Origin of the sequence: Mesorhizobium sp. AA23, assembly GCF_001672435.1 — a bacterium.
Lineage (GTDB): Bacteria > Pseudomonadota > Alphaproteobacteria > Rhizobiales > Rhizobiaceae > Mesorhizobium.
This window is the reverse complement of the sequence record NZ_LYTP01000028.1, coordinates 364,681-390,767: the sequence shown is the minus strand read 5'-3', so window position 1 is coordinate 390,767 and position 26,087 is coordinate 364,681. Positions and strand designations below refer to the sequence as shown.

The window sequence follows — 26,087 nt, the reverse complement described above, 5'->3', positions numbered from 1 at the left end:
ACGTAACATACTCACCTACTGCCCTACTGCCTTCCCGTCTGTCCTCTATGGCGCAGATAATGATCCGCGATCGCGCAGGCAACCATGGCCTCGCCGATCGGCACGGCGCGGATGCCGACGCAAGGATCGTGGCGGCCCTTGGTCATGACCTCGACGTCCTTGCCGTCCTTGTCGATCGATTTCCGCGGCGTGAGGATCGAGGAGGTCGGCTTGACGGCGAAGCGGGCGACGATCGCCTGGCCGGTCGAGATGCCGCCGAGGATGCCGCCGGCATTGTTGGACAAAAACACCGGCTTGCTGTCATTGCCGATCCGCATCTCGTCGGCATTCTCTTCGCCGGTGATGCGGGCGGCTTCGAAGCCGTTGCCGATCTCGACGCCCTTGACGGCGTTGATCGACATCAGGCCGGAGGCGATGTCCTGGTCGAGCTTGGCATAGATCGGCGCGCCGAGGCCCGCCGGCACACCTTCGGCGACGATCTCGATCACCGCGCCGACCGACGAGCCGGCCTTGCGAATGCCGTCGAGATAGGCGGCAAAGACCGGAACCGAGGCCGGGTCGGGGGTGAAAAACGGGTTTTCCGCATCGCCGACGAAACTCCAGTTCCAATTGGCGCGATCGATCGACTTTTCACCCATCGAGACCAGCGCGCCGCGCACCACCATGCCCGGCACTACCTTGCGTGCCAGCGCGCCGGCCGCCACTCTGGCTGCCGTCTCGCGCGCCGAGGAGCGGCCGCCGCCGCGATGGTCGCGCAACCCGTATTTGACCTCATAGGTGTAATCGGCATGGCCCGGCCGGTACTGGCGGGCGATCTCGCCGTAATCCTTGGAGCGCTGATCCACATTTTCGATCAGCATCGAGATCGGCGTGCCGGTGGTGATCATCGTCTCGCCGTCCTCGTCGAGGATGAAGCCGGAGAGGATCTTGACCTCGTCCGGCTCGCGGCGCTGGGTGACGAAGCGCGACTGGCCCGGGCGGCGCCGGTCGAGCTCGGCCTGGATGTCCTCGCGCTTGAAGCGGATCCCGGGCGGGCAGCCGTCGACAACGCAGCCAAGAGCGGCGCCATGGCTTTCACCCCAGGTGGTGACGCGGAAAAGATGGCCGAAGGTGTTGTGAGACATGGAAAAAACGCCCTGCCCGGCGCGGACCCGGTTCGCCGGTTCAAGCGTGCCTTCTATTGGCGTTTTCCACAGCGGTCAAACGGTGATCGGATGCATCAATCTGTGATCTGGAGGATTTAGTTTTGACACATTCGGTTGGTTTCTGCTCTCTTCCATCCGCCGTTGAGGATCCGCCGTTGCTCATGCCGGCGCAATGACCAAAGAGGACGACGATGCGTACCCTGATTGGCGCCGCCTGCGCCATGTTGCTCATTTCCACCGCTGCCGCGTTCGCCGGCCAGACCGAAGGCTTGATCAAGAAGGTCGACAAGGACACGCTGACGCTGACGCTGGACGACGGAAAGTCCTACAAGCTCAACGCCGAAACCGATCTCGACGCGCTGAAGCCCGGCATGGATATCGTCCTCGCCTACGACGTGACCAATGGCGAGAATGTCGTGACCGATATGCAGCTGCCGGACAGCGACTAGAATCATCCGCGCCGCGAGGTCTTGGCGGACGGCGCAGTACGTTGTAGCAGTACGTTGGTAGAGGACACCTTTGCCAATGTCCGAGCGCCGAACGCTTCGTCATGCTGGAGCGAAGCAAGGGGCGCAGCGACGCAAACGCAGATTCCCGGATGGCGACGTTCGAGGCCTTCGGCCTGCCTCCAACACACGGCCTGAAACGCAGGCCCTACAGCCACTCCAGGGTGCGGCCCTCGAGCCGTAGCAGGCGGTCCTGCGGTACGTCGAGGCTGGCGGCTTCCTGCTTGGAAATGCCGGTGACGAAGCGGAAGAAGCAGCGCATGATCCCGCCATGGGTGACGCAGACGGTCGGCTGGCGAAGCGCGTCGAACCAGGGTTTTATCCGCTCGAGCAGCATCTCGTAGCTTTCGGCGCCCTCGCCGGGCGGCTGGAAATCCCACTTCGCGGCGCGGCGGCTTTTGGTCGAACCCGGGACACGCTTTTCGAGTTCGGCAAAGGTGAAACCCTGCCAGTCGCCGAAGCTTAGCTCCACCAAGCGCGGATCGGTGCGATAGGCGAGCGGGTCGAGACCCATCGCCGCGCGCATCAGTTCCATCGTCTCACGCGTGCGGCGCATCGGGCTGGCGACAAAATCGAAAGCCGCGGCGTTTCCGATAAGGTCCGCCAACCGTCGGCCGTTTTGCGTCGCCTGCTCGCGGCCAAGTTCGTTGATATCGGTATCCGCCTGGCCTTGCAGCCGACCCTCGGCGTTCCACTGCGTCTGGCCGTGGCGCGCGATGTAGACGAGCGGATACATCAGGTCTCCGGAGGTCGGGCCAGGGCCTGGACGATAGACAGGCGGAGAGAACTAGTCCTTGACGGTCGAGATGTCGGGCGCGTCGACCGCCTTCATGCCGACGACATGGTAGCCGGAATCGACGTGATGGACCTCGCCGGTCACGCCGCGCGACAGGTCCGACAGGAAGTAGACGCCGGAATCGCCGACTTCTTCCTGCGTCACCGTCTGCTTGAGCGGCGCGTTGTACTCGTTCCATTTGAGGATGTAGCGGAAGTCGCCGATGCCGGAGGCGGCAAGGGTCTTGATCGGGCCGGCCGAGATGGCGTTGACGCGGATCTTCTTGGAGCCGAGGTCGACGGCCAGATAGCGCACGCTGGCCTCGAGCGCCGCCTTGGCGACGCCCATGACGTTGTAGTGAGGCATAACCTTCTCGGCGCCGTAATAAGTCAGCGTCAGCAGCGAGCCGCCTTCGCTCATCAGCGGCTCGGCGCGCTTGGCGATGGTGGTGAAGGAAAACACCGAAATATCCATGGTGCGCAGGAAATTATCGCGCGTCGTCTCGACATAACGGCCGGTCAGCTCGTCCTTGTCCGAGAAGGCGATGGCATGGACGAGGAAGTCGAGCTTGCCCCAGTGCTTGGCGATGTCGGCAAAGACTGCGTCCAGGCTTTCCGGATCGGTCACGTCGCAATGGCCGGCGACATGCGCGTTGAGTTCCGCCGCCAGCGGCTCGACGCGCTTCTTGAACGCCTCGCCCTGATAGGTCAGCGCGATTTCGGCGCCGTGATCGACGCAAGCCTTGGCGATGCCGAAAGCGATCGACCGATTGTTTGCGACGCCAAGGATGAGGCCTCGCTTACCGGCCATCAGGCCCTGTCCACCCGCCATGTGCGCAATTCTCCGCAAGAATGTCTGCTTTGTGGAGCCCTATCGCACAGGCACAGGGCCCCTTCAAGCGTCGAAAACAGACTGGCTTGAGGAGAAAACTGCTTCGATCAGCCTTTCCGCTTACGCATCAGGGCTTCGAGATCGGCGTCTCCACCCTCCGGCAGCATCAGCCGCACATGGGCGTAGAGATCGCCATGGCCACCTACTTTTTCCGGCAGGCCCCTGCCCTTGAGGCGCAACACCTTGTCCGAGCTCGACCATGCGGGAACGTTGACCGCGAGCTTGCCGGTCGGCGTCTCGACGGCCACCTTGGCGCCGAGCACCGCGTCGGCGAGTTCGATAGGCAGGTCGACATGCAGGTCGCGGCCCTCGATGCGATAGCGCGGATGGCGGCGAATGTGGATCTTGACCAGCGCGTCGCCCGGCTGGCCGGGCCCCTGCTCGCCCTGACCCTTCAGGCGGATGGTCTGGCCCTCCTCGACATAGGTGGGAAGCTTGACCGCCATCTTGCGGCCGTCAGGGAACATCGCCGTCACCTTCTCCGCGGTGGCGGCCTCTTCGACGGTGATGTCCAGCGTGACATTGAGGTCAGGCGCCTGGACCGGCTGGCGACGGTCGCCACGGCCTGGACCGCGCCCACCCGAAAAGGCCTCGCCGAAGATCTGGCTGAAGATGTCGCTGTTGCCGTCGAAAGGATCGCCGCCCGGACGACCGGTGCGGAATTCGAAATGCGCCCCGCCGGGGCCCTGCTGACGGCGGAATCCGGCAAACGGATCGCCACCGGCCGCGCCCTCGAAGCCCTGGAATCTCGGCTTGCCGTCGGCGTCGATCTCGCCGCGATCGTAAGCTGCGCGGCGCTTCTCGTCGCCGACGATCTCATAGGCCTGGTTGGCGGCCGCAAAACGCTCTTTCGCCTTCGGATCATTCGGATTCTGGTCCGGATGATGCTGCTTGGCGAGCTTGCGGTACGCCGATTTTATTTCCTTGGCCGAGGCGTTCTTGGCAACGCCCAGCACCTCATAGGGGTCGCGCATGCTTCCTGCCTGAAAGAGAGATTGGGTCCACAGTTGCCCTCTATATGCGCTCGCATAGGAAGAAATTCCAGTGGTGCAAGATGCCAATGGAGACTGAAATTAGAGCGCCTTGAACTCCTGCATGCGCCAGCCTCCGGCGTCGGCAATGCACAGCTCGCCCTGATACATGGCGACGCCGTCGAAACTTTCCCGCGTCGCGTTGAAGCGGCGGCAGGTCAAGCCGCCATCCTTGAGTTCCACCAGCTCGGTGATCGAGCCGCGGGAGCCGGTGCCGGCATTGGCCCATGGCACCGCCTGGCCGCCGAGCTCCTGGATGTCGGCGGAAGACACCGCATTGCCGATCGTGGTCTGGTCCGAGTCGTTGTCGCTGCTTGCCGGCACGGCGGGCGCGGACGGCGCGCTGGAGGTGATGATCGAGCGGTCAACCTCCGCCTTCTCGAGGCTGAAGCCGCCGGCGCCACAGGCCGCGAGCGGAAGCGCCAATGTCAGCAACGCAGCCTTGGCGCTGGCCGAAGCAATAACGCTCCATTGCCCGCTGTCAAAAGCTTGCGCGATACGCGACAATCGGCGAACTCCTCCCGCAACGTTAAAAATTTGGAAAACTATGAACGAAAGCGAGTTAACAAGCGGTGACTTCGCCGAGGCTTTGGAGCCGTTCCGGCTGTTTGCCGAGTGGCTGGACGACGCCGTCAAGAGCGAGATCAACGACCCCAACGGCGTTGCGTTGGCAACCGTCGACGCCGACGGCATGCCGGATGTGCGGATGGTGCTGCTCAAGGGGTTCGACGAACGGGGATTTGTCTTCTACACGAATTTCGAGAGCGCCAAGGGCCGCGAGATTCTTGGCAGCATGAAGGCGGCGATGTGCTTCCACTGGAAATCGCTGCGCCGCCAGGTGCGCGTGCGCGGGCCGGTGGAGATCGTCAGCGACGCCGAGGCCGACGCCTATTATGCGACGCGGCCGCGCGGCAGCCGCATCGGCGCCTGGGCCTCCAAACAGTCGCGGCCGCTGGAAAGCCGTTTCGCGCTGGAGAAGGCGGTGGCCGAATACACGGCGCGCTATGCGATCGGCGAAATCCCGCGGCCGAAACACTGGTCGGGCTTCCGCATCTTGCCGCAGACGATCGAGTTCTGGCACGACCGCCCGTTCCGGCTGCATGACCGCATCGTGTTCTCGAGAAACGACGCCGGCGGCTGGGACAAGACGCGGCTCTACCCCTGAGGTCGCCGAGAGCGGAGATTTTCAGCCTTTCTTGCGGGTCATGAAGGCGGTCAACGCGGCGCGCGCCTCGTCGGACTTCAGCCGCTCGCGGAAATGCTCGCTCTCGACCTTGATGCGGGCGACGAGTTCCTCGCGCGGCTCACGCATCAGATCGCGGGCAATTTTAAGCGCCTGTGGCGGCTTGGCGGCGATCTCGGCCGCCGCAGCCAGCAGCGCGCCTTCCAGGGCGTCTTCCGCGACCACATCGTAGATCAGGCCGGCGGCCTTGGCGCGCTCAGCCGAAAAACCTTCGCCGAGACCGAGCAGCGCGAAGGCGCCCTGGCGGCCGAGGATCTGCGGCGCGAGCAGGCTGGAGCCGGCCTCCGGCACGAGGCCGAGGTCGACGAAGGGCGTGCGGAAGAGCGTGCGCGGCGTGGCGAAGGTCAGGTCGCAATGCAGATTGAGCGTGGTGCCGATGCCCACCGCTATGCCATCGACACCCGAGACCATCGGCTTCTCCGCCTTGGCCAGCGCCATCAGGAAATCCCACACCTCATTCCCGCCCTCGCCGCCGGTGGCGATCACCAGGAAATCCGCAAGATCGTTGCCGGCGGAAAAGGCACCGGGCACGCCGAGAAAGACATGGACGCGAACCGTCGGATCGGCATCACCTTCAGAAAGGGCGGCCGACATTTTCGCGTACATGGCACGTGTCAGCGCATTCTTCTTCTCAGGCCGGTTCATGCGGATGATCTGCACGGCGCCCCGGCGCTCGATGAGGATATGGTCGGTCACGATCGGTTCCTTCGGCTGACTGGCTGTTCAGGCGATCAGCGCCTTGCCGGCGGCGGCGAGGCTTTCGGCGCCGTCGATGACGCGCTCCTTGAGCGCGCGCGTCTCGCCTAGGAGGTTTTCGGCAAAGAAGCGGCAAAGCGCGACTCGGCCGCGGTCGGCTAGGCCGCCCTGCGCCAGATAAGCGCCGCCCGCGGCGAGCGAGATCAGGCGCAGATAGGGCGTGGCGCCAGCCATCGCGGCATCCGCCTTGCCGTCGGCCATCAGCCTTTGCAAGAAGCGCGTCGCCTCGTCGAGATCGGCAAGCGCGCGATCGAGATTGTCGGCGGTGCGGCCAAAACCCTCGATGTTGGAGGTGCGCACCGCATCGGCCATCGCTTTCAATTCGCCGATATAGCGATGCACGTGCTCGCCGCCGCCGAGCGGCAGTTTTCGCGAGACGAGGTCGATCGCCTGGATGCCGTTGGTGCCTTCATAGATCGGCGCGATGCGGGCGTCGCGATAGAGCGCCGCCGCGCCCGTCTCCTCGATGAAGCCCATGCCGCCATGCACCTGGATCCCCAGCGAAGCGACCTCGACGCCGACATCGGTCGAAAAGGCTTTTGCCAGCGGCGTCAAGAGATTGGCGCGGTCGCGCCAGTTGGCGGCGGCCTCGCCCTCGGCGACACGGGCACGGTCGATGGCGTGCGCACAGGTATAGGCGATAGCACGCGCGATCTGCGTCAGCGCCTGCATGGTGAGAAGATTGCGCTGCACGTCCGGGTGACGGACGATCGGCGCCATGCCGGACCCTGAATAATCAGATGCCTTGCCCTGCCGGCGCTCATTGGCATAGGCGATCGCCTTCTGCGTGGCGGTTTCGGCCACCGCAACGCCCTGCATGCCCACCGCGAGACGAGCGTTGTTCATCATCGTGAACATGCAGGCCAACCCTTTGTTCTCCTCGCCGACCAGCCAGCCGATGGCGCCGGGCGTCATGCCCTCAAAACCGTCGCCATAGATCATGGTGCAGGTCGGCGATGCATGGATGCCGAGCTTGTGCTCGAGGCCGGAACAGAAGACGTCGTTGCGGGCGCCGAGCGAGCCATCGTCATCGACCAGGAACTTCGGCACCAGGAAGAGCGAGATGCCGCGCGTGCCGGCGGGCGCGTCGGGCAGCCTCGCCAGCACCAGATGCACGATGTTGTCGGTGAAATCGTGCTCGCCATAGGTGATGAATATCTTCTGGCCGAAGATGCGGTAGCTGCCGTCGCCGGCAGGCTCGGCACGGGTGCGCAAAGCGGCGAGGTCCGAGCCGGCCTGCGGCTCGGTCAGGTTCATCGTGCCCATCCACTCGCCCGAGACGAGCTTGGCGAGGTATTTGGCCTTCAGCGCCTCGGAGGCGTGCTTGTCGAGCGCCTCGACCGCGCCCATGGTGAGCGTCGGACCGATGCCGAAGGCCATGGCGGCGGAGTTCCACATTTCGAGCGCGGCGACGCCGAGCATGGTGGGCAGGCCCTGGCCGCCATATTCGGCCGGCCCGGACAGCGCGTTCCAGCCGCCTTCGATCCAGCGCCGGTAAAGCTCCTTCCAGCCCGGCGGCGTGGTGACGGCGGCATCCACAAGCACCGCGCCATGCTCGTCGCCGATCTTGTAGAGCGGCGCAACCTCCTCGCTGGCGAAGCGCCCGGCCTCGGCCAGGATCGCGTCGACCAGGTCCTCGCCGAGGTCGCCGAAGGTGCCGGCGTCCAGCGCCGGCTTCAGGCCGGCCACCTGCTTCAGCGTGAAGGCGATGTCCTCGACCGGTGCGCGATACATTGTGCCTGCTTCTCCTCCAGTGCGGCCAACCGTAGTCGCGCAGCCGAAGCGAGACCATCCATTCTTCGGGCGGCCTACGCCCTTCTTTTTACGTAAACGTCAAACACGCGGATTTTGCAAGCGTAGACTTCGTCATCCACGGGTGGAGCGGGAGCGAAGCGGACGCGTACCACCCGAGGATCGTGTGTGTTGGTCCGGTGTCTGGTTTGAAGTGGGAAGGGGACCCGAGTGGATCCCTGGTCGTACTTGCGGACAGGCCGTGGCATGGCCCGGTCCCTTCCCACCGGTGAACCACCAGAATGGTCGCTGGCGCGTCACAAGAAGCGCGCCGGCCGACGGCACGCTGCCGCAGGAGCCGGGCCCGATCAGTTCGAGATTCAGTCGCTGTTCCGGCGCGCGGGTTGACAGCACTTCCTTAACCATAGCGGTTCAGGATCGTCCTCTGGTCAGTGGGGACACCCTGATTGAAAAAGCCGGCGCGACCTCTTCGCCGCCTGGCGCTTCTCGCGGCTGCGGTTGCGCTGGGCACGGCGGCAAAGGCCTCGGATTTCTCCGAGCCGTGGAAGAATGCCGACCGCGCGCTGGTGATCGACGCCTACGAATACAACTCCATCGATTGGGCTGAGCTTGCCACCGACAAGCGCATTGTCGGCTTCATCAACAAGGCGTCCGACGGGCTGCCGCCGCCCTATTTCTGCTTCGGCGACGAGACCGAGGTGAAGCTCTGCAAGGCGCTGTGGAAGCGCCATGCGGTGACGCGCGAGCTTTTCCAGACACGCAAGGTGGTGGCGAAGGCGCTCGGCCTGAAGTGGGGCGCCTATCACCTCGCCCGCCCCGGCAATCCGGTCGAGCAAGCCAACAATTTCATCGATTTCGCCGAGCCGGCGCCGGACGATCTCATTGCCCTCGACATCGAGGGCATCGACCCCACGCAATGGATGTCGCTCGAGGATGCGGAAGAATTCGTGCGCCAGGTGCATCGCCGCCTCGGCCGCTTCCCGGTGCTCTACTCGAACGGCAAGACCGCCCAGTACATCGCCGACAACCGTTACACCTACCGGCTGTTGTCGCGGTTGCCGCTCTGGTATGCGCGCTACAAGCCGGACATCGACGTGCATTTCCCGATGGGCAACTGGCAGGGTTACGCGCTCTGGCAGTTCGCGGCAAAGGCGAATTGCGGCCGCTTCAGCTGCCCCTATCGCGTGCCGGGCACGCCCAACGACATCGACGTCAGCGTCGCGCCGATGAAAGCCGATGCGTTGCGCCAGCAATGGGCCTTTGGCGGCTTGATCGACGTGCCGGCGGATTACCTCGCCTCGATCCCGGTGCCGATCCCGCGCGAAGCGGGCCTCGCCGGCAAGGTCACCATCACCTATGCCGATGTGGCGACGCCGCCGACCATCGAGGAAATGGTCGCGGTGCTCGGCGCGCGCTGGGAGAAATTCCGCGACGGATTCCGAATGCCGGTGGTCAAGACCGTGCCGCAGCGCCCGAGCTTCGGCATCGTGCAATATGTCGCCTGGAAACGAGCCGGACAGCGCACGCCCGAACAGCTCGACGCCGCCTTCGCGGCCGCCGATCCGGTCAGCACTGCATCGACGACGCTCGACCACCGCAGGCAGTAGTCAACGGCAGCGTCAACGATGATTGCCCAGGCTGGCATACATGCCGGTGGTGCGGAACTGTGTGGGCGTGATGCCGTAGCAGCGGCGAAACACCTTGGAAAAATAGTTGGGGTCGTCGAAACCGCACAGAACAGCGACTTCCTTTACCGGCAGGAAATCGGCCTTGGTCAGCAACTTGGCGGCGCGCTGCAGCCGCTGCTGCAGGACGAATTCGGCCGGCGGCAATCCTTCGCTCTCGGCGAAGCAGCGCGAGAAATGGGCGCGGCTGAGGCCGCTGATTTCGACCAGCTCCGCCACCGGCAGCGGCTTGTCGAGATTGGCGTTGATGTGATCGATGACCGACTGCATGGCGCTCTGCTTCTCGGCGAAGGCGTGCGAGCCGAAGACATCGTCGTAAAGCGCCATCGCCGCCTCATAGGCGATCGCCGAGGCCGCGCCCGGCGAGGCGGCGCCCTTGATCAGGCGCAGGCTGCAATCGGCAAGGTGATCGATGGTCGCCGGCTGCAGCCGGAACACGGGACCTGAGACGCTGAGGATCGACTTGTGGACGCGGAGCGCCTCCTCGCCGTTCATCGAGATCCAGAAATATTCCCAGCGGTCGCCCTTGGCCAGCCAGTAGCGATGGTTGTGCGGCACCAGCACCAGCAGCGTATCGCTCGCCTGCAGGCGGTAACTGCGGCTTTCATAGCGCAATTGCCCGGTGCCGCTGATCGTATGCTGGAGCACGGTAAACGGGGTCTGGCCGCGCTTTCGCCCGTCCCAGTCGTAAGTCTCGTCCTCGCGCACCTCGTAGCCGGTGCTGGTCGGCATGGCGTGCAGGCGCTGGCGCCCGCGCGGCAGCGAGATCGTGCGCATCAGCTTTCCATTGGCGATCAGATCCTGCAGCACAAAATTACCCTCGAAAGCATAATCCTTCTCTGGCCGCGCCAGCGAATAAGCGCATAATCCGGCTCACTCAAGAACGGGAAAGACCCGCGGTCGAGGAGCGGGCGGGAGGAGAAAGAGCCGGATTTCGGGCTCCACATGGCGAGCGCGCCTGCCGGCGCGCGGCCATATCCTCCCTTGCTGCTCCTTGCCTAACATTCGATTGGATCGAGGTGAAGGTGATGAGCTTCAAAATCGCTATTATTGGCGCCGGCAGCGTCGGCTTCACCAAGAAGCTGTTCACCGACATTCTCTGCGTGCCCGAATTCAAGGACATCGAATTCGCGCTGACCGACATCAGCGAGCACAATCTCGGGATGATCCAGGCGATCCTCGATCGGATCGTGGAAGCAAACGGGCTGCCGACCAAAGTGACGGCGACGACCGACCGCCGCAAGGCGCTGGAAGGCGCGCGCTACATCATCAGCTGCGTGCGCGTCGGCGGTCTCGAAGCCTATGCCGACGACATCCGCATCCCGCTGAAATACGGCATCGACCAATGCGTCGGCGACACGATCTGCGCCGGCGGCATCCTCTACGGCCAGCGCAACATCCCGGTGATCCTCGACTTCTGCAAGGACATCCGCGAGGTCGCCGAGACCGACGCCAAGTTCCTGAACTACGCCAACCCGATGGCGATGAACACCTGGGCCGCGATCGAATACGGCAAGGTCGACACGGTCGGGCTCTGCCACGGCGTGCAGCACGGCGCCGAACAGATCGCCGAGGTGCTCGGCGCGAAGTCGCCCAGGGAGCTCGACTATGTCTGCTCCGGCATCAACCACCAGACCTGGTTCATCGAGCTCAGGCTGAACGGCCGCGCGATCGGCAAGGACGAGCTGGTCGCCGCCTTCGAAGCGCATCCGGTCTATTCGAAGCAGGAGAAGCTGCGCATCGACGTGCTGAAGCGCTTCGGCGTCTATTCGACCGAAAGCAACGGGCATCTGTCCGAATACCTGCCGTGGTACCGCAAGCGCCCCGACGAGATCACACGCTGGATCGACATGTCGGACTGGATCCATGGCGAGACGGGCGGTTATCTCCGCTACTCGACCGAGACCCGCAATTGGTTCGAGACCGAGTATCCACAGTTCCTCGAAGCGGCTTCGAAGCCGATCGACCCGGCGAGGCGCTCCAACGAGCATGCCAGCCACATCCTCGAGGCGCTGGAAACCAACCGCGTCTATCGCGGCCACTTCAACGTCAAGAACAACGGCGTGATCACCAACCTGCCGCAGGACGCCATCATCGAGTCACCCGGCTTCGTCGATCGGTTCGGCATCAACATGGCCGCCGGCATCACGCTGCCCGAGCCATGCGCCGCCACCTGCATGTCCTCGATAAACGTCCAGCGCATGTCGGTGCATGCCGCGATCGCCGGCGACATCGATCTCTTGAAGCTCGCCATGCTGCACGATCCGCTGGTCGGCGCGGTGTCGACGCCGGAGGAGGTCTGGCAGATGGTGGACGAGATGGTCGTCGCCCAGGCCGCCTGGCTGCCGCAATATGCCGATGCTGTGCCGGCGGCAAAGGAGCGGCTTGCGAAGTCGAAGGTCAAGACCCGCGAATGGGCGGGCGCGGCGCGGCGCAACGTGCGCTCGATCGAGGAACTGCGCGCCGAAAAGGCGGGACTGAAACAGGCCGGCTGAGATTTCGGGCAGGCGGACCTGCAGGAGGCAGATCAGCCGAAAACGGCCCCCAAAATAAAGATCAAGCGGCGGGCAAGCAGCAGACGTTCAAAACATCTGGGAGGAGACAATGAGAAACTTACATAGAATTGGCATTGCCGCCGGACTGGCGCTCGGCGTTTCTATTCCGGTGCTCACCGCTTTCGCTTCTGAACCGACGATCCCGCCCGAGCCGGCGACATTCCCGGCCGAGGGCAAGATCCATTATGTGGCGCGCGACTCCATCCTGGAGTTCAAGGCGCTGCCCGAATATCACGAGCCGGACTGGGTGACGGAGAAATACGTCAAGACCGGCAAGCTGCCGCCGCTCAAGGACAGGCTGCCCAAGGAACCGCTGGTCTTCAAGACCGCCAACATGCCGGACGGCATCGGCGTCTATGGTGACACGATGCGCCATGTCATCGGCGGCAGGCCGGAAGGCTGGAACTACGGTGCCGGCCAGACGCAAGGCTGGGGCGGCATCGACATCGCGCTTTCCGAATGCCTGACACGCACCGCGCCGCTGTTCCAGGTCGATGCCAAGGACACCGAGCCGCTGCCGAACCTTGCCAAGAGCTGGGAGTGGTCGAAAGACGGCCACAAGCTCACCATGCATCTCGTCGAAGGCGCCAAATGGTCGGACGGCGTGCCCTTCAACGCCGACGACGTCATGTTCTACTGGGACGACGAGGTCGTCGACCCCAACGTGTCGCCGCTCAACGGGGCGACGCCGGAAACCTTCGGCGTCGGCACGATGCTCAAGAAGATCGACGACTACACCGTCGAATGGACGTTCAAGGAAGCGTTTCCGAGGCAATATCTCTATGCGATGGCCTACGGCACCTTCTGCCCCGGCCCGGCGCACATTTTGAAGCCGCAGCATCCGAAATATTCGAAGAACACCTACGACCAGTTCAAGAACGCCTTCCCGCCGGAATACATGAACATGCCGGTGATGGGCGCCTGGGTGCCGGTCGAATACCGCCCGGACGACATCATCGTCATGCGGCGCAATCCTTACTACTGGAAGGTCGACGAGAAGGGGAACCAACTGCCTTATCTCAACGAGCTGCAATACAAGCTCTCGACCTGGGCAGATCGCGACGTCCAGGCCGTCGCAGGCTCGGGCGACTTCTCCAATCTCGAGCAGCCCGAGAACTTCGTCGCCTCGCTGAAGCGCGCGGCTGACAAGAACGCGCCGGCACGGCTTGCCTTCGGTCCGCGGCTCATCGGCTACAATCTGCGTATGAATTTTTCCGCCAATGGCTGGGGCAACCCGGACGAGCGAGGCCAAGCGATCCGCGAATTGAACCGCAACGAGGATTTCCGCAAGGCCGTGACCATGGCGATCGACCGCAAGGCGCTCGGCGACTCGCTGGTCAAGGGACCGTTCACCGCCATCTATCCCGGCGGCTTCTCCTCCGGCACCAGCTTCTATGACCGCAAGTCGACGGTTTATTACCCGTTCGATCTCCAAGGGGCCAAGGCCGAGCTCGCCAAGGCCGGTCTCAAGGATACCGACGGCGACGGCTTCGTGAACTTCCCGGCGGGCACCGCCGGCGGCAAGAACGTCGAGATCGTGATGCTGGTCAACAATGACTACACCACCGACAAAAGCCTTGCCGAGGGCGTCGTGGCGCAGATGGAGAAGCTTGGGCTGAGGGTCGTGCTCAACGGGGTCAACGGCACGCAGCGCGACGCGATCCAGTATTCCGGCCGCTTCGACTGGCTGATCCGGCGCAATGACCAGGAGCTCACCTCCGTTGTGCAGAACACGGAGCAACTCGCTCCGGTCGGTCCCAAGACTAGTTGGAACCATCGCGCGCCTGAAAGCGGCGAAGTCGATCTGATGCCGTTCGAGAAGGACCTCGTCGACATCGTGAACAAGTTCGTCACGACGCAGGACAACGACCAGCGCGCCGACCTGATGAAGAAGTTCCAAAAGATCTCGACCGAGCACGTCTACAATGTCGGGCTAACCGAATATCCCGGCGCGCTGATCGTCAACAAGCGCTTCTCCAACATCCCGCAGGGAACGCCGATCTTCATGTTCAACTGGGCCGAGGATTCGATCATTCGCGAACGCGTCTTCGTCGCAGCCGACAAACAGGCGAAATATGAGCTCTTCCCCGACGAGCTTCCCGGCAAGCCCGGAGACAAGGGGCCGATGAACTAGTTAACCTCCCTGACGAAGAGAACTCCGGTCGCGCCAGCTGGCGCGGCCGGACAAAGCCAAATCTCCGGTGCGCCCAAGGCGCGACCGGCCAGCAAAGGAAGCCGACCATCCATGTTGCGATTCCTGCTCATGCGCATAGCGTCGGCGCTTCCCGTGCTCGCCATCTTGAGCCTGGTCACCTTCGCCATCATCCAGGCGCCGCCGGGCGACTATGCCGACTACATCAAATCGCAGCTCATCAACCAGGGCGGCGCCTCCTATGCCGAGGCGGATGCACAGGCCCAGGCCTACCGGAAAGAACACGGCCTCGATAAGCCGCTGCCCGTTCAGTATCTCAACTGGATCGGCGGCATCGTCACGCGCGGCGATTTCGGCTACAGCCTCTACTACAACAGGCCGGTGGCGGACGTGGTCGGCGAGCGCCTGCCGCGCACGCTGCTCCTGGCGCTGGTCTGCCACCTGCTCGCCTCGGTGCTGGGCATAAGCTTCGGCATTTGGGCGGCGACCCGCCAGTATTCCTGGATCGACTCGACGCTCTCGGCCATCTCCTTCCTCGGCATGACGGTGCCGCGCTTCCTGATGGCGCTGATCATCGTCTACCTGCTGGTCTTCCAGTTCAACGTGTCGGAGATCGGCAGCTTCTTCTCGCCGCAATATGGCGGCGCGCCATGGTCGTGGGCAAAATTCCTCGACCTGGTCAAGCATGTCTGGCCGGTGGTGGCGATCGCGACCTTCGGCGGGCTCGCCTACAATATGCGCGTCATGCGCGGCAACCTGCTCGACACGCTCAACGCGCAATATGTCGAGACGGCCAAAGCCAAGGGCCTGACTGGCGGCGCCGTGGTGATGCGCCATGCCGTGCCCAATGCGCTGCATCCATTGGTCATGTATCAAGGCGTGGTGCTGCCCTACATGCTGACCGGCGAGATCGAGACGGCGATCATTTTCGCGCTGCCGACCGTCGGGCCGGCGATCGTGGGCTCGATGGCGGTGGGCGATGTCTATGTGACTGCAACCTTCATGATGGTTCTGTCGGCGACGCTGATCGTCGGCAACATCATCGCCGACATGCTGCTGGTCCTGCTCGACCCCCGCGTGCGCCAGTTCGGGGAGCACTAGATGCTGGCCCGCGATCCCTCGCCCCCGCCACCCGCCGAAGGAGCCGCGATTCCGGCCGCGCATGGCAACGAGAGCTACATCGCGCTTGTCTGGCGCCGGCTGAAGCGCTCCTGGACCGGCATGGCCGGGCTATGCCTGGTCGTGCTGCTGCTTCTCATGACCCTGTTCGCGGAATTCCTCGCGCCTCTTGACCCGAAAGCGACCGATATCGCCTTCGCGCCGCCGCAGGTGGCTAGCCTTCACGACAAGGACGGCAACTTCGTCGCGCGGCCAAGGATTTACGCGCTGGCCGAATCGACCGACCTCGACCCGGTGACCTTCCAGCCGATCGTCGGCCCCGATTACGATCATCCACGACTGCTCGGCTTCTTCGTCGAGGGCGCTCCCTACAAACTCTTCGGCCTCATCCCGGCGAACCGGCATTTCTTCGGCTCGATAGACGGCCAGCCGGTGCATTTCCTCGGCACCGACAAGTTCGGCCGCGATGTGCTGTCGCGCGCCATCTACGGCTCGCGCGTCTCGCTGATGATCGCGCTGACGGTGGTCTTCATCATCACGGTGATCGGCACCAGCGTCGGCATGGTGTCCGGCTATTTCGGCGGCCGGTTCGATGTCTGGATGCAGCGCTTCGTCGAACTGGTGCTCGCCTTCCCGCAACTGCCGCTTTACCTGGCGCTGACGACGCTGATCCCGGTCACCGCGCCGACCAATGTCTTTCTCGCCTTCGTCATCATCGTCATGTCGGCGCTTGGCTGGGCGCAGATGTCGCGCGAGGTACGCGGCAAGACGCTGGCGCTGGCGCGCATCGACTATGTGCGCGCGGCCATGGCGGTGGGCGCCACCGATCGGCGGATCATCATCCAGCACATCTTTCCCAATGTGATGAGCCATGTGATCGTCGCCGTGACGCTGGCGATCCCAACGGTGGTGCTTCTGGAATCCTTCCTCGGCTTCCTCGGCTTCGCGGTGAAGCCGCCGCTGATCTCGTGGGGCCTGATGCTGCAGGACACCGCGACCTATTCGGTCATCGGCACCTATCCGTGGATTCTGTCGCCGGTCGGCTTCGTGCTGATCACCGTTTTTGCCTTCAACGCGTTGGGCGACGGCCTGCGCGATGCCGTCGATCCCTATTGAGGTGGCAGGAATGACGACGATCGCGCTTGCCGAATCCTTCGCTCCCGCCGTCCGGCTCGACCATGACGGACGCCAGGACCAGCCGGTCATCGACGCCCGCAACATCGAAGTCGCCTTCAAGGTCGAGCACGGCTTCGTCGAGGCGGTGAAGAACGTCTCGTTCCAGCTCTATCGCGGCGAGACGATCGCGATCGTCGGCGAATCCGGATCCGGCAAATCGGTGACGGCGCGCACCGTCATGGGGCTCTTGTCGCGGCGGGCGACGGTATCGCCGAGGTCAAGCGTCGACTATCTCGGGCAAAATATCCTGAAATTCGCCGAGAGCGCCCGGCGCAAGCTGCGCGGCAATCGCATCTCGATGATCTTCCAGGAGCCGATGAGCTCGCTCAACCCGATCTATTCGGTCGGCAGCCAGATCGTCGAAGCGATCAGGGTGCACCGCAAGGTGAGCCGCAAAGAGGCCTGGGCGCGAGCGCTTCAGCTTTTGCGGCATGTCCAGATTCCCGAACCCGAAGCACGCCTCAAGCAGTATCCGCACCAGCTCTCCGGCGGCCAGCGGCAGCGCGTCATGATCGCCATGGCTTTGGCCAACGAGCCCGATGTACTGATCGCCGACGAGCCAACCACCGCGCTCGACGTCACCGTCCAGGCGCAGATCCTCAACCTGATCCGCAATCTGCAGAAAGAAATGCGGATGGCGGTGGTTCTGATCACGCACGATCTCACCGTCGTGCGCAAGTTCTCCGACTATGTCTATGTCATGCAGCATGGCGAGATGCGCGAGCATAACGTCACCGAGCGGCTCTTCGCCGATCCGCAGCATCCCTACACAAAGCGGCTGCTCGCATCCGAACCACACGGCCGGCCGAAGCCGCTGCCCGATAAGTCCAGCACGATCCTCGAGGCGAACGGCGTGCGCGTCTGCTTCACGCTGCGGCACGGCACGTTCCTTAAGCCGGACTGGCGCGAGCTGGTTGCGGTCGACGATCTCGACCTCAAACTTTGCCGTCACGAGACGCTGGGCCTGGTCGGCGAATCCGGTTCCGGCAAGACCACTTTCGGTCAGGCGCTGCTTCGGCTGCTCGACGCGAGGCGCGGCGAGATCCGCTTCGATGGCCAGCCGATCCAGGATCTCACGCGCGCCGAGATGCGGCCGCTGCGCTCGCGCATGCAGATCGTCTTCCAGGATCCGTTCTCCTCGCTCAACCCGCGCATGACGATCGGCCAGATCATCGAGGAAGGCCTGGTCGTGAACAGGATCGGGGCCACACGGCGCGAGCGGATCGAGCGGGTGCGTGAGGCGCTGGTCAGCGCCGGCATGCCCGGCGATATCCTGTCGCGGTTTCCGCACGAATTTTCGGGCGGCCAGCGGCAGCGCATCGCGATCGCGCGGGCCATCGCACTGGAGCCGGAATTCATCCTGCTCGACGAGCCGACATCGGCGCTCGATCTTTCCGTCCAGGCGCAGATCATCGACCTGCTGCGCAAGCTGCAGGACGAGCGCGGCTTGAGCTATCTCTTCATCTCGCACGACCTCAAGGTGGTGCGGGCGCTCTGCCACCGCGTGATCGTCATGCAGCACGGCAAGATCGTCGAACAGGGGCCCGTAGACGAGGTCCTCACCAGTCCCAAGACCGCCTACACCGAACGGCTCGTCCGGGCCGCTTTCGACGTGGCGTGACCATATTCCGGAGGCTCACAGTGGCAAGAAATCCCAGGATCACCTTCATCGGCGCCGGCTCGACGGTGTTCATGAAGAACATTGTCGGCGACGTGCTGCAGCGCCCGGCGCTGTCGGGCGCGACGATCGCTTTGATGGACATCAACCCGCAGCGGCTGGAAGAGAGCGCCATCGTCGTCAACAAGCTGATCGCGACCCTCGGCGTGAAGGCGAAGGCCGAGACCTATTCCGACCAACGCAAGGCGCTGTCCGGTGCCGATTTCGTCGTCGTCGCCTTCCAGATCGGCGGTTACGAGCCCTGCACCGTCACCGACTTCGAGGTGCCCAAGAGATATGGCCTGCGCCAGACGATCGCCGACACGCTGGGCGTCGGCGGCATCATGCGGGGCCTGAGGACGGTGCCGCATCTGTGGAGGATCTGCGAGGACATGCTCGCCGTCTGCCCCGACGCGATCATGCTGCAATACGTCAACCCAATGGCGATCAACACCTGGGCGATCGCCGCGAAATTCCCCCAGATCAAACAGGTTGGGCTCTGCCATTCGGTGCAGGGCACGGCGATGGAGCTGGCGCACGACCTCGACCTTCCCTATGAGGAGATCCGCTACCGCGCAGCTGGCATCAACCACATGGCGTTTTACCTCAAGTTCGAGCATCGCCAGCCGGACGGCTCCTACCGCGACCTCTATCCCGACCTTGTCCGCGCCTATCGCGAAGGCCGCGCGCCGAAGCCCGGCTGGAACCCGCGCTGCCCCAACAAGGTGCGCTACGAGATGCTGACCCGGCTCGGCTATTTCGTCACCGAAAGCTCGGAGCATTTCGCCGAATACACGCCCTATTTCATCAAGGAAGGTCGCCCCGACCTGATCGAGAAATACGGCATCCCGCTTGACGAATATCCGAAGCGGTGCATCGAGCAGATCGAACGCTGGAAGGGTCAGGCGGAGGCCTACCGCTTGGCCGACCGGATCGAGGTCGAGCAGTCAAAGGAATATGCCTCCTCGATCATGAACTCGGTGTGGACCGGCGAGCCGTCGGTCATCTACGGCAATATCCGCAACAATGGCTGCATCACCTCGCTGCCTTTAGACTGCGCGGCGGAAGTGCCGTGCCTGGTCGATGCTTCCGGCATCCAGCCGACCTATATCGGCGAGCTGCCGCCGCAGCTGACGGCGCTGATCCGCACCAACATCAATGTTCAGGAATTGACGGTGCGGGCGCTGATGAGCGAGAGCCGCGAGCACATCTACCACGCGGCGATGATGGACCCGCACACGGCGGCCGAGCTCGATCTCGATCAGATCTGGTCGCTGGTCGACGACCTGCTTGCAGCGCATGGGGACTGGTTGCCGGCCTGGGCGCGACCAGGCAAGAGCAAGGCTGCCTGATTAGAGCAATTTCAGGAAAAGTGAGAAGCGGTTTTCCGTCCGAAATTGCGTCAAAACAAATAGACGGGAGATTTCGCCGTTTCCGTGAAACGGTGAAATGCCCTATTTGCCGGTCTGCTCGCGCTCGACGGCGCGCCAGCCGATGTCGCGGCGGAAGAAACCCTGCGGCCAGTCGATATGATCGGTCGCCCCGTAGGCCTTTTTTTGTGCCTCCCCGACGGTTGCGCCGGTTGCGGTGACGTTGAGCACGCGGCCGCCATTGGCGACGAGCGCGCCGCCATTGATGGCGGTGCCCGCGTGGAAGATTTCGGCGCCGTCGCTGGCGGCCTCGTCGAGACCGCGGATGACCGAGCCCTTTTCCGGCGTGCCGGGATAGCCCCTCGCCGCCATCACCACGGTCAGGGCCGCGTCGTCGCTCCAGCGGACCGACATGTGCGCGAGCTGGCCGTCGACAGCGGCGTTGAGCAGGACGAGCAGGTCGTCCTTCAGCCGCATCATCAGCACCTGGCATTCGGGATCGCCGAAGCGGGTGTTGTACTCGATCAGCTTGGGGCCTTGGTCGGTGATCATCAAACCGGCGAAGAGGATGCCGGCGAAAGGCGCGCCGAGATTGGCCATGCCGCGCATCGTCGGCTCGATGATCTCGCGCATGGTGCGCTCGGTCATCTCGGGCGTCATCACCGGCGCCGGCGAATAGGCGCCCATGCCGCCGGTGTTCGGACCGGTATCGCCGTCGCCGACGCGCTTATGGTCCTGCGCGGTGCCGAAGGGCAGCGCGGTGGCGCCGTCGCAGAGGCAGAAGAAGCTCGCCTCCTCGCCGGTCAGATATTCCTCGACGACGACCTCGGCGCCGGCGGAGCCAAAAGCGCCGTCGAAACAGGCGTCGAGCGCGGCAAGCGCCTCCTCCAGCTTCATGGCGATGGTGACGCCCTTGCCGGCGGCAAGGCCGTCAGCCTTGATGACGATCGGCGCGCCCATCTTTTCGACATAGGCCTTGGCCGCGGCGAGATCGCCGAAGCGGCCATAGGCTGCGGTCGGGATGTTGAACTTGGCGCAAAGATCCTTGGTAAAGCCCTTCGAGCCTTCGAGCCGCGCCGCCGCCTTGGAGGGGCCGAAGACGCGGATGCCCCAGGCGCGCAAATCATCGGCAATGCCAGCCACCAGCGGCCCTTCCGGACCGACCACGACGAGGTCGATCTTCTTCTCCTGGCAGAAGGCGGCCACAGTGGAGTGGTCGGCGATGTCCAGCTTGACCAGTTCGGCGAAACGGCCGATGCCGGGATTGCCGGGCGAAGCATAGAGCTTCGTCAGCAGCGGCGACGCGGCGATCTTCCAGGCAAGCGCATGTTCGCGGCCGCCGGAGCCGAGAAGAAGAACGTTCATGGCCACCTCTTGCTGATCGTCTCCCCGAACCCGCTATTGGTCCAAGGGCGACGGGTCAAGGCATCTTGGCGTTTCGGGGGGCGATTGCACACGGGAAGATTGCCCACATCAAGACGCAATGAGGCAATTTGCCGATGGGAAACCGATCCCGCCCGGCCCAATCCAAAGTCGACTCAGCTCCGGAAAACGACAGGGAACCAGTCCTCGCGCAACTTCTGGCCGGGCTTGATGTGCTTCCCATGCAGCGCATTGTTCTCGCCCGCGACGCGCGCCTGCGCCTATCGAAGGCGGCACTCGCCTTCATCGAGACAGCGAAAGCATGGTTCGCCAGTCACGATGTTTTCACTGCCTGAGCGACAACGCGGCTGCTTGACGGCGCCCATCGCTGCTGCCACTCCAGCACGATGGAAACCATCCAGTCGAAAGCAGCCCAGGGCCGCGTCGCGGACGCGCCGAGCGGCCATTGGGTTTACCGGGTGCTGCCGCGCTGGCTGTGGCCCTATGCGCAGCTTGCGCGCTGGGACCGGCCGATCGGCTGGCAGCTGCTCTTGTGGCCCTGCTGGTGGTCGGCGGCTCTTGCGGCCAGCGCCTATCCGCGGCCGACGGATCCGCTGCTGACGCTGTTGCCCGCGCCCTGGTACCTGTTCCTGTTTTTCATCGGCGCCGTCGCCATGCGTGGCGCCGGCTGCACCTACAACGACATCGTCGACGAAGACATCGACAACCAGGTCGAGCGCACCCGCTCGCGGCCGCTGCCGGCCGGCAAGGTGAAGCGCCGCCAGGCCTGGGCGTTTCTGATCATCCAGGCGCTGGTCGGGCTCGCAGTGCTTTTGCAGTTCAACAGCTTCGCCATTCCGCTCGGCATCGCCTCGCTGGCCATTGTCGCGATCTACCCGTTCATGAAGCGCATCACCAATTGGCCGCAATTCGTGCTCGGGCTCGCCTTCTCCTGGGGCGCGCTGATGGGCTGGGCGGTCGAGTTCGGCGATCTCGATGGCCCCGCCATCATGCTCTATATCGGCTCGATCCTGTGGGTGATCGGCTACGACACGATCTACGCGCATCAGGACAAGGAAGACGACGCCATCGTCGGCGTGCGCTCGACGGCACGCCTGTTCGGCGACAACACGAAGACCTGGCTCACCGGGCTCTATGGCGGCACGCTTGCCTGCTTCGCCATCGCCTTTGCCTCGGCTCAAGTGCCGATGCCGGCGCTGGCCGGGCTGATTGCCGCCGGCGCGCATATGGCGCGCCAGATCATCCGGCTCGACATCAACGATCCCGATCAGTGCCTGAAGCTGTTCAAGTCGAACAACCAGGTCGGCTGGCTGATTTTTCTGGGGCTGATCGGCGGGGCGTTTTGGGTGGTGCTGAAGCCGCTGGTGTAGCGCCTCTCTTTCTCCCCTTGTCGTGGGAGGGTGGATCGGCGCGCAGTGCCGAGACGGTTGAGGGTGTTTCAGCGGAGTGAGAGCTCGGCGTTTCCTGGAGAACCCCTCATCCGTCGCCTTCGGCGACACCTTCTCCCACAAGGGGGAGAAGGGAAGGGTCGCTGCTATTCGCGCGCGATAATCTCCTCACCGCCGACGACGAGACGCAGGCCGAGATTGCCGGTCCTGCGGCGGGCGAGGAAGCGCGGGCGGCGCATGTTGGAGACACGGCCCTGGCGGCGTTCCTGCGGCGGCAGCGCTTTGATTGCGGCGCCCAGCGATTCCTCCAGCGTGCGGGCGACGCCGTCGGCCTCGATCAGAAGCATCGGCAGGCGATAAGCGTCGGCCCAGGCGCGCCAGTCGGCGGCGACGTCGTCGAGATCGTCGGCGACCAAAAGCGGCACCGACAGCATCGGATCATTGTGCAGAAGTTCCAAAGTCACGGTGACATTGCCGTCCGGATCCTCCATGGCGCGGGCGGCGACACCACGGAAGGCATTGGCGGGCAGCGCGATGATCGCCGGCACGCCGCTCATCTCCAGCGTGCGGCGAATGACGGCGCCGCGCGGGTCGATGGTGAAGGTTACATCGCCATAGTCGTCGCGCGTGGCATAGCTTACCATCTGCGGCAGGCGAAACGGGTCGAGACGCATGTTGCGCCCCGCCCAGACTGGCTTCAGTCCAGTGTTCATTCGAATGCCTTCCTGTTTCTCCTGAGGGCCGTTTTCCGGTTCTCTCCGGGCCGGTTTTTCCGGCCTCGTTATGCGGGAAACATTAGCGCTCGCTTCTTACCGCCGCGCTTAAGAAAGTCAGTTAAATTTTGCTGATCGGAGCCGATGGTTATCGGAATGCGACCAGCCACAAGATGTTGGAAGAATTAGATAACCTTACCGGGATTCATGATGCCGGCCGGGTCGAAGGCCGCCTTCACCCGGCGCATCAGATCGATCGCCATTGGCGGGGCCGTGGCGATCAGCTCGTCGCGCTTCAATTGGCCGATGCCGTGCTCGGCCGAGATCGAGCCGTGGAAGGAACGCACGACATCGTGCACGGCCTTGTTCATCGGGTGGTAGAGCTCAAGGAACGGGTCGTCCTGCCAATCCAGCGGGCGAGAGATGTTGTAGTGAAGATTGCCGTCGCCCATGTGGCCGAAGCAGACGACGCGGGCGCCGGGACAGACAGTCTGGACCACGCCTGCCGCCTTTTCGATGAACTCCGGGATCGAGGCGATCGGCACCGAGATGTCGTGCTTGATCGAGGCGCCCTCCGGCTTCTGGCATTCTGGCAGCGTCTCGCGGAAATTCCAGAAGGCGTCGCCCTGGGCAAGACTTGCCGACACCACCGCATCGCCGACGATACCCTGATCGAGGCCGGCCGAAAGAATCTCCTCGATCAGCGCCTTGCCATCTTCTTCCGAGCGACCTGAAGAGACCTGCATCAGGGCATACCACGGCCAGTCATCCGCCAGCGGTCGGGTGATCCCTTGCCCATGCTTAAGCGTGAAGTCGTAAGGCCGTTTGGCGATCAGCTCGAAAGCCGTGAGCGAAGCACCGGCGCGATCCATCGCCAAGCTGAACAGCGAGAGCGCTGCCTGGGGCGACGACAGGCCGGCGAAGGCAACCTCCCTGCCCTTCGGCTTCGGAAAGAGCTTCAGCACCGCGGCGGTGATGACGCCGAGGGTGCCCTCGGCGCCGACGAAGAGGTTTTTCAGATCGTAGCCGGTGTTGTCCTTCTTCAGCTTGCGCAGATCGTCGAACACTTCGCCGGTCGGCAGCACCACTTCGACGCCGAGGCAAAGCTCGCGCGCATTGCCATAGGCAAGCACGCCGGTGCCCCCGGCGTTGGAAGAGAGATTGCCGCCGATCTGGCAGGAGCCTTGGGCTGCAAGCGACAGCGGGAACAGCCGGTCGGCAGCGTCGGCCGCTTCCTGGAGCGTCTGCAGGATGACGCCGGCCTCGGCGGTGATGGTGTTCGACAGGACATCGATCTCGCGGATGCGGTTCAGCCGCGACAGCGAGAGCACGATGTCGCGGCCGGACTTGTCCGGCACTTGGGCGCCGACCAGCCCGGTGTTGCCGCTCTGCGGCACGACCGGCGTGCCGGTCTCGGTCGCGAGCCGCATGATGCGGCTCACTTCCTCGACGCTGCCTGGCCTCAGCACCAGCGGTGTCCGGCCATGCCAGAGGCCGCGCCGCTCGGCGATGTAGGGCGCGATGTCAGCCTGATCGCGCAGCGCGTATCTGTCGCCGACGATGGCAGCGAAGCGGTCGATGAGGGCAGGATCGAGGTCGAAGGGCTGGTCGTTCATGCGCCCAAACCTAGAGCAATTCCAGGAAAAGTGTGAAGCGGTTTTCCGTCCGGAATTGCGTCAAAACAAAGAGATAGGCTCAGTCGATCTTGTCACGCGGGGCGGCGGCGCGCGCGAGCCGGTCGTTGATCGCCTCGCCCAAGCCGTCGGCCGGGATCGGCTCGACGGCGATCGTGGCCGCGCCGCTGCGGTCGAGCGCCTGCATATAGGCGAACAGATTGGCGGCGGCCTCCCGCAGATCCCCCGCCTCGGAAAGATTGCGCAGCGCCACGGCATCCTGCCAGCCTTCAGCGCGAGCGCGGCCGAAGGCGAGCAGCGCCTCGCCGCTTGCGATCTTGCCGACGTTGAGCCGCATCAATGCGCCGGGCGCGTAATGCGAGGCGAGCATGCCGGGCGCCTGGATGCCGGCAGCACCGCGCATCAGCTTTGCGCCGGCCGCCTCTTCAATGTCCCCGGCAGCGATGCCGCCGGGTCGCAGCAGACGCAGCTTGCCGTCCTCGATCTTGACGATGGTCGATTCCAGGCCGACGGGCGTCGCGCCGCCGTCGACCACCAGCTTGATCTTCCCGCCGAGATCGGCCGACACGGCCTCGGCCGTCGTGGCGCTGATCCTGCCGGAGGAATTGGCGCTCGGCGCCGCGAGCGGCCGGCCCAATCTCGCGATCAGCTCGCCGCCGAAGCCTCTCGGCATGCGCAGCGCGATCGTGTCAAGCCCGGCTGTGACGAGCGGATGGATGCCGTTTTCCGCGCGCTGCGGCAACACCAGCGTCAGCGGACCGGGCCAGAAAGCTTCCGCCAGCTTTGTTGACAATAGATCGAATGTAGCAATGCGGTTTGCCATGGCGAGGTCGGCGACATGGGCGATCAGCGGGTTGAAGCGCGGGCGCCCCTTGGCCTCGAAGATACGCGCCACGGCAGCCCCATTGGTGGCGTCACCTGCCAGTCCGTAAACGGTCTCGGTCGGGATGGCGACAACATCGCCGCCTTCGAGCAGCGCCAGCGCCCTTTCCATCGCCTCGCCGACGCCAAGTATCTCAGCCAAATTCACCACCGATCCTGAACATGCCGGTCCCGTAATACGGCATGGCAGCAGGGGCAAGGGCGCGCATTGGCGATTTATCAATCCCTAAAATGTTAAGTTTCCGCGCAAGTCGGCATCAATTCGCCGACGCTA

The 26,087-nt window shown here is 64.1% G+C and carries 23 protein-coding genes; 11 read left to right on the top strand and 12 right to left on the bottom strand.

Features of this window, described 5'->3' with window-relative positions; genetic code table 11:
* Positions 1–23: 23 nt before the first annotated feature.
* A complete protein-coding gene (gene aroC / locus A9K66_RS21610) occupies positions 24–1,124 on the bottom strand; it encodes a chorismate synthase (RefSeq protein WP_067327839.1) in 1,101 nt (366 codons plus the stop codon).
* A 212-nt stretch (positions 1,125–1,336) separates the two neighbouring features.
* Here aroC and A9K66_RS21605 point away from each other — a divergent pair, with 212 nt between their 5' ends.
* Positions 1,337–1,594 carry a DUF1344 domain-containing protein gene (locus tag A9K66_RS21605; protein WP_066998075.1) on the top strand — a complete coding sequence of 86 codons (258 nt, stop codon included), beginning with the start codon at positions 1,337–1,339 and terminating at the stop codon, positions 1,592–1,594.
* A gap of 205 nt (positions 1,595–1,799) precedes the next feature.
* Here the strand turns inward: A9K66_RS21605 and A9K66_RS21600 are convergent, their stop codons facing one another.
* The 4 genes from A9K66_RS21600 to A9K66_RS21585 all read right to left on the bottom strand — a co-directional run bounded on the left by A9K66_RS21600 (position 1,800) and on the right by A9K66_RS21585 (position 4,855).
* The gene (locus A9K66_RS21600) at positions 1,800–2,387 is read right to left on the bottom strand and encodes a histidine phosphatase family protein (RefSeq protein ID WP_067327838.1); all 588 of its coding nucleotides are present in this window, start codon (positions 2,385–2,387) and stop codon (positions 1,800–1,802) included.
* Positions 2,388–2,438: 51 nt separating this feature from the next.
* On the bottom strand, positions 2,439–3,257 hold the full coding sequence (fabI, locus tag A9K66_RS21595; protein ID WP_067327837.1) for an enoyl-ACP reductase FabI: 819 nt from the start codon (positions 3,255–3,257) through the stop codon (positions 2,439–2,441).
* Between the two features lie 107 nt (positions 3,258–3,364).
* Positions 3,365–4,291: a DnaJ C-terminal domain-containing protein gene (locus tag A9K66_RS21590; protein WP_066998086.1), complete on the bottom strand. Its 927-nt coding sequence runs from the start codon at positions 4,289–4,291 to the stop codon at positions 3,365–3,367.
* Between the two features lie 99 nt (positions 4,292–4,390).
* The gene (locus A9K66_RS21585) at positions 4,391–4,855 is read right to left on the bottom strand and encodes an RT0821/Lpp0805 family surface protein (protein WP_067327836.1); all 465 of its coding nucleotides are present in this window, start codon (positions 4,853–4,855) and stop codon (positions 4,391–4,393) included.
* 40 nt (positions 4,856–4,895) lie between these two features.
* On the opposite strand from A9K66_RS21585, the gene pdxH reads away from it, so the two are divergent.
* Positions 4,896–5,513 carry a pyridoxamine 5'-phosphate oxidase gene (gene pdxH / locus A9K66_RS21580; RefSeq protein ID WP_067327835.1) on the top strand — a complete coding sequence of 206 codons (618 nt, stop codon included), beginning with the start codon at positions 4,896–4,898 and terminating at the stop codon, positions 5,511–5,513.
* A 21-nt stretch (positions 5,514–5,534) separates the two neighbouring features.
* Here pdxH and A9K66_RS21575 read toward each other — a convergent pair whose 3' ends face one another.
* Positions 5,535–6,287 (bottom strand): crotonase/enoyl-CoA hydratase family protein, encoded by a 753-nt coding sequence (locus tag A9K66_RS21575; RefSeq protein WP_067327834.1) that lies wholly within the window; start codon positions 6,285–6,287, stop codon positions 5,535–5,537.
* A 27-nt stretch (positions 6,288–6,314) separates the two neighbouring features.
* Entirely contained in the window at positions 6,315–8,081 is a 1,767-nt protein-coding gene (locus tag A9K66_RS21570) for an acyl-CoA dehydrogenase family protein (protein ID WP_067327833.1), read from the bottom strand.
* Between the two features lie 464 nt (positions 8,082–8,545).
* Between A9K66_RS21570 and A9K66_RS21565 the strand changes: the two genes are divergently transcribed.
* The gene (locus A9K66_RS21565) at positions 8,546–9,706 is read left to right on the top strand and encodes a glycoside hydrolase family 25 protein (protein ID WP_067327832.1); all 1,161 of its coding nucleotides are present in this window, start codon (positions 8,546–8,548) and stop codon (positions 9,704–9,706) included.
* A 12-nt stretch (positions 9,707–9,718) separates the two neighbouring features.
* Here the strand turns inward: A9K66_RS21565 and A9K66_RS21560 are convergent, their stop codons facing one another.
* Positions 9,719–10,561, bottom strand: coding sequence for an AraC family transcriptional regulator (locus A9K66_RS21560; protein WP_082954024.1), 843 nt, complete (start codon positions 10,559–10,561; stop codon positions 9,719–9,721).
* 251 nt (positions 10,562–10,812) lie between these two features.
* On the opposite strand from A9K66_RS21560, the gene A9K66_RS21555 reads away from it, so the two are divergent.
* The 6 genes from A9K66_RS21555 to A9K66_RS21530 all read left to right on the top strand — a co-directional run bounded on the left by A9K66_RS21555 (position 10,813) and on the right by A9K66_RS21530 (position 19,795).
* Positions 10,813–12,279 carry an alpha-glucosidase/alpha-galactosidase gene (locus A9K66_RS21555; RefSeq protein ID WP_067327830.1) on the top strand — a complete coding sequence of 489 codons (1,467 nt, stop codon included), beginning with the start codon at positions 10,813–10,815 and terminating at the stop codon, positions 12,277–12,279.
* A gap of 109 nt (positions 12,280–12,388) precedes the next feature.
* A complete protein-coding gene (locus A9K66_RS21550; RefSeq protein ID WP_067327829.1) occupies positions 12,389–14,473 on the top strand; it encodes an ABC transporter substrate-binding protein in 2,085 nt (694 codons plus the stop codon).
* A 111-nt stretch (positions 14,474–14,584) separates the two neighbouring features.
* A complete protein-coding gene (locus A9K66_RS21545) occupies positions 14,585–15,592 on the top strand; it encodes an ABC transporter permease (protein ID WP_067327828.1) in 1,008 nt (335 codons plus the stop codon).
* Positions 15,593–16,726, top strand: coding sequence for an ABC transporter permease (locus tag A9K66_RS21540; protein WP_067327827.1), 1,134 nt, complete (start codon positions 15,593–15,595; stop codon positions 16,724–16,726).
* Positions 16,727–16,736: 10 nt separating this feature from the next.
* The gene (locus tag A9K66_RS21535) at positions 16,737–18,407 is read left to right on the top strand and encodes an ABC transporter ATP-binding protein (RefSeq protein WP_067327826.1); all 1,671 of its coding nucleotides are present in this window, start codon (positions 16,737–16,739) and stop codon (positions 18,405–18,407) included.
* 20 nt (positions 18,408–18,427) lie between these two features.
* Positions 18,428–19,795: an alpha-glucosidase/alpha-galactosidase gene (locus A9K66_RS21530; RefSeq protein ID WP_067327825.1), complete on the top strand. Its 1,368-nt coding sequence runs from the start codon at positions 18,428–18,430 to the stop codon at positions 19,793–19,795.
* A 102-nt stretch (positions 19,796–19,897) separates the two neighbouring features.
* On the opposite strand, the gene purD is transcribed toward A9K66_RS21530, so the two are convergent.
* The gene (purD, locus tag A9K66_RS21525; protein ID WP_067327824.1) at positions 19,898–21,178 is read right to left on the bottom strand and encodes a phosphoribosylamine--glycine ligase; all 1,281 of its coding nucleotides are present in this window, start codon (positions 21,176–21,178) and stop codon (positions 19,898–19,900) included.
* Between the two features lie 134 nt (positions 21,179–21,312).
* Here purD and A9K66_RS21520 point away from each other — a divergent pair, with 134 nt between their 5' ends.
* Together A9K66_RS21520 and ubiA are read left to right on the top strand one after the other, a co-directional pair.
* A complete protein-coding gene (locus tag A9K66_RS21520) occupies positions 21,313–21,531 on the top strand; it encodes a hypothetical protein (protein ID WP_067327823.1) in 219 nt (72 codons plus the stop codon).
* A 51-nt stretch (positions 21,532–21,582) separates the two neighbouring features.
* Positions 21,583–22,566: a 4-hydroxybenzoate octaprenyltransferase gene (ubiA, locus tag A9K66_RS21515; RefSeq protein WP_067327822.1), complete on the top strand. Its 984-nt coding sequence runs from the start codon at positions 21,583–21,585 to the stop codon at positions 22,564–22,566.
* 164 nt (positions 22,567–22,730) lie between these two features.
* Here ubiA and A9K66_RS21510 read toward each other — a convergent pair whose 3' ends face one another.
* From A9K66_RS21510 to A9K66_RS21500, 3 genes are all read right to left on the bottom strand, one after another.
* A complete protein-coding gene (locus tag A9K66_RS21510) occupies positions 22,731–23,297 on the bottom strand; it encodes a DUF6101 family protein (RefSeq protein WP_067327821.1) in 567 nt (188 codons plus the stop codon).
* Between the two features lie 185 nt (positions 23,298–23,482).
* A complete protein-coding gene (locus A9K66_RS21505; RefSeq protein ID WP_067327820.1) occupies positions 23,483–24,913 on the bottom strand; it encodes an FAD-binding oxidoreductase in 1,431 nt (476 codons plus the stop codon).
* Between the two features lie 79 nt (positions 24,914–24,992).
* The gene (locus A9K66_RS21500) at positions 24,993–25,955 is read right to left on the bottom strand and encodes an L-threonylcarbamoyladenylate synthase (protein ID WP_067328019.1); all 963 of its coding nucleotides are present in this window, start codon (positions 25,953–25,955) and stop codon (positions 24,993–24,995) included.
* Positions 25,956–26,087: the final 132 nt, after the last annotated feature.

Excerpts from the sequence above, each read along its gene's own strand:
- A9K66_RS21550 (WP_067327829.1), top strand. The coding sequence starts at position 12,389 with ATGAGAAACTTACATAGAATTGGCATTGCCGCCGGACTGGCGCTCGGC.
- A9K66_RS21570 (WP_067327833.1), bottom strand. The coding sequence starts at position 8,081 with ATGTATCGCGCACCGGTCGAGGACATCGCCTTCACGCTGAAGCAGGTG.
- purD (WP_067327824.1), bottom strand. The coding sequence starts at position 21,178 with ATGAACGTTCTTCTTCTCGGCTCCGGCGGCCGCGAACATGCGCTTGCC.
- A9K66_RS21520 (WP_067327823.1), top strand. The coding sequence starts at position 21,313 with ATGGGAAACCGATCCCGCCCGGCCCAATCCAAAGTCGACTCAGCTCCG.
- A9K66_RS21590 (WP_066998086.1), bottom strand. The coding sequence starts at position 4,291 with ATGCGCGACCCCTATGAGGTGCTGGGCGTTGCCAAGAACGCCTCGGCC.
- A9K66_RS21555 (WP_067327830.1), top strand. The coding sequence starts at position 10,813 with ATGAGCTTCAAAATCGCTATTATTGGCGCCGGCAGCGTCGGCTTCACC.
- A9K66_RS21510 (WP_067327821.1), bottom strand. The coding sequence starts at position 23,297 with ATGAACACTGGACTGAAGCCAGTCTGGGCGGGGCGCAACATGCGTCTC.
- A9K66_RS21560 (WP_082954024.1), bottom strand. The coding sequence starts at position 10,561 with ATGCGCACGATCTCGCTGCCGCGCGGGCGCCAGCGCCTGCACGCCATG.
- A9K66_RS21540 (WP_067327827.1), top strand. The coding sequence starts at position 15,593 with ATGCTGGCCCGCGATCCCTCGCCCCCGCCACCCGCCGAAGGAGCCGCG.
- A9K66_RS21600 (WP_067327838.1), bottom strand. The coding sequence starts at position 2,387 with ATGTATCCGCTCGTCTACATCGCGCGCCACGGCCAGACGCAGTGGAAC.
- pdxH (WP_067327835.1), top strand. The coding sequence starts at position 4,896 with ATGAACGAAAGCGAGTTAACAAGCGGTGACTTCGCCGAGGCTTTGGAG.
- fabI (WP_067327837.1), bottom strand. The coding sequence starts at position 3,257 with ATGGCGGGTGGACAGGGCCTGATGGCCGGTAAGCGAGGCCTCATCCTT.
- A9K66_RS21535 (WP_067327826.1), top strand. The coding sequence starts at position 16,737 with ATGACGACGATCGCGCTTGCCGAATCCTTCGCTCCCGCCGTCCGGCTC.
- A9K66_RS21605 (WP_066998075.1), top strand. The coding sequence starts at position 1,337 with ATGCGTACCCTGATTGGCGCCGCCTGCGCCATGTTGCTCATTTCCACC.
- aroC (WP_067327839.1), bottom strand. The coding sequence starts at position 1,124 with ATGTCTCACAACACCTTCGGCCATCTTTTCCGCGTCACCACCTGGGGT.
- A9K66_RS21545 (WP_067327828.1), top strand. The coding sequence starts at position 14,585 with ATGTTGCGATTCCTGCTCATGCGCATAGCGTCGGCGCTTCCCGTGCTC.
- ubiA (WP_067327822.1), top strand. The coding sequence starts at position 21,583 with ATGGAAACCATCCAGTCGAAAGCAGCCCAGGGCCGCGTCGCGGACGCG.
- A9K66_RS21505 (WP_067327820.1), bottom strand. The coding sequence starts at position 24,913 with ATGAACGACCAGCCCTTCGACCTCGATCCTGCCCTCATCGACCGCTTC.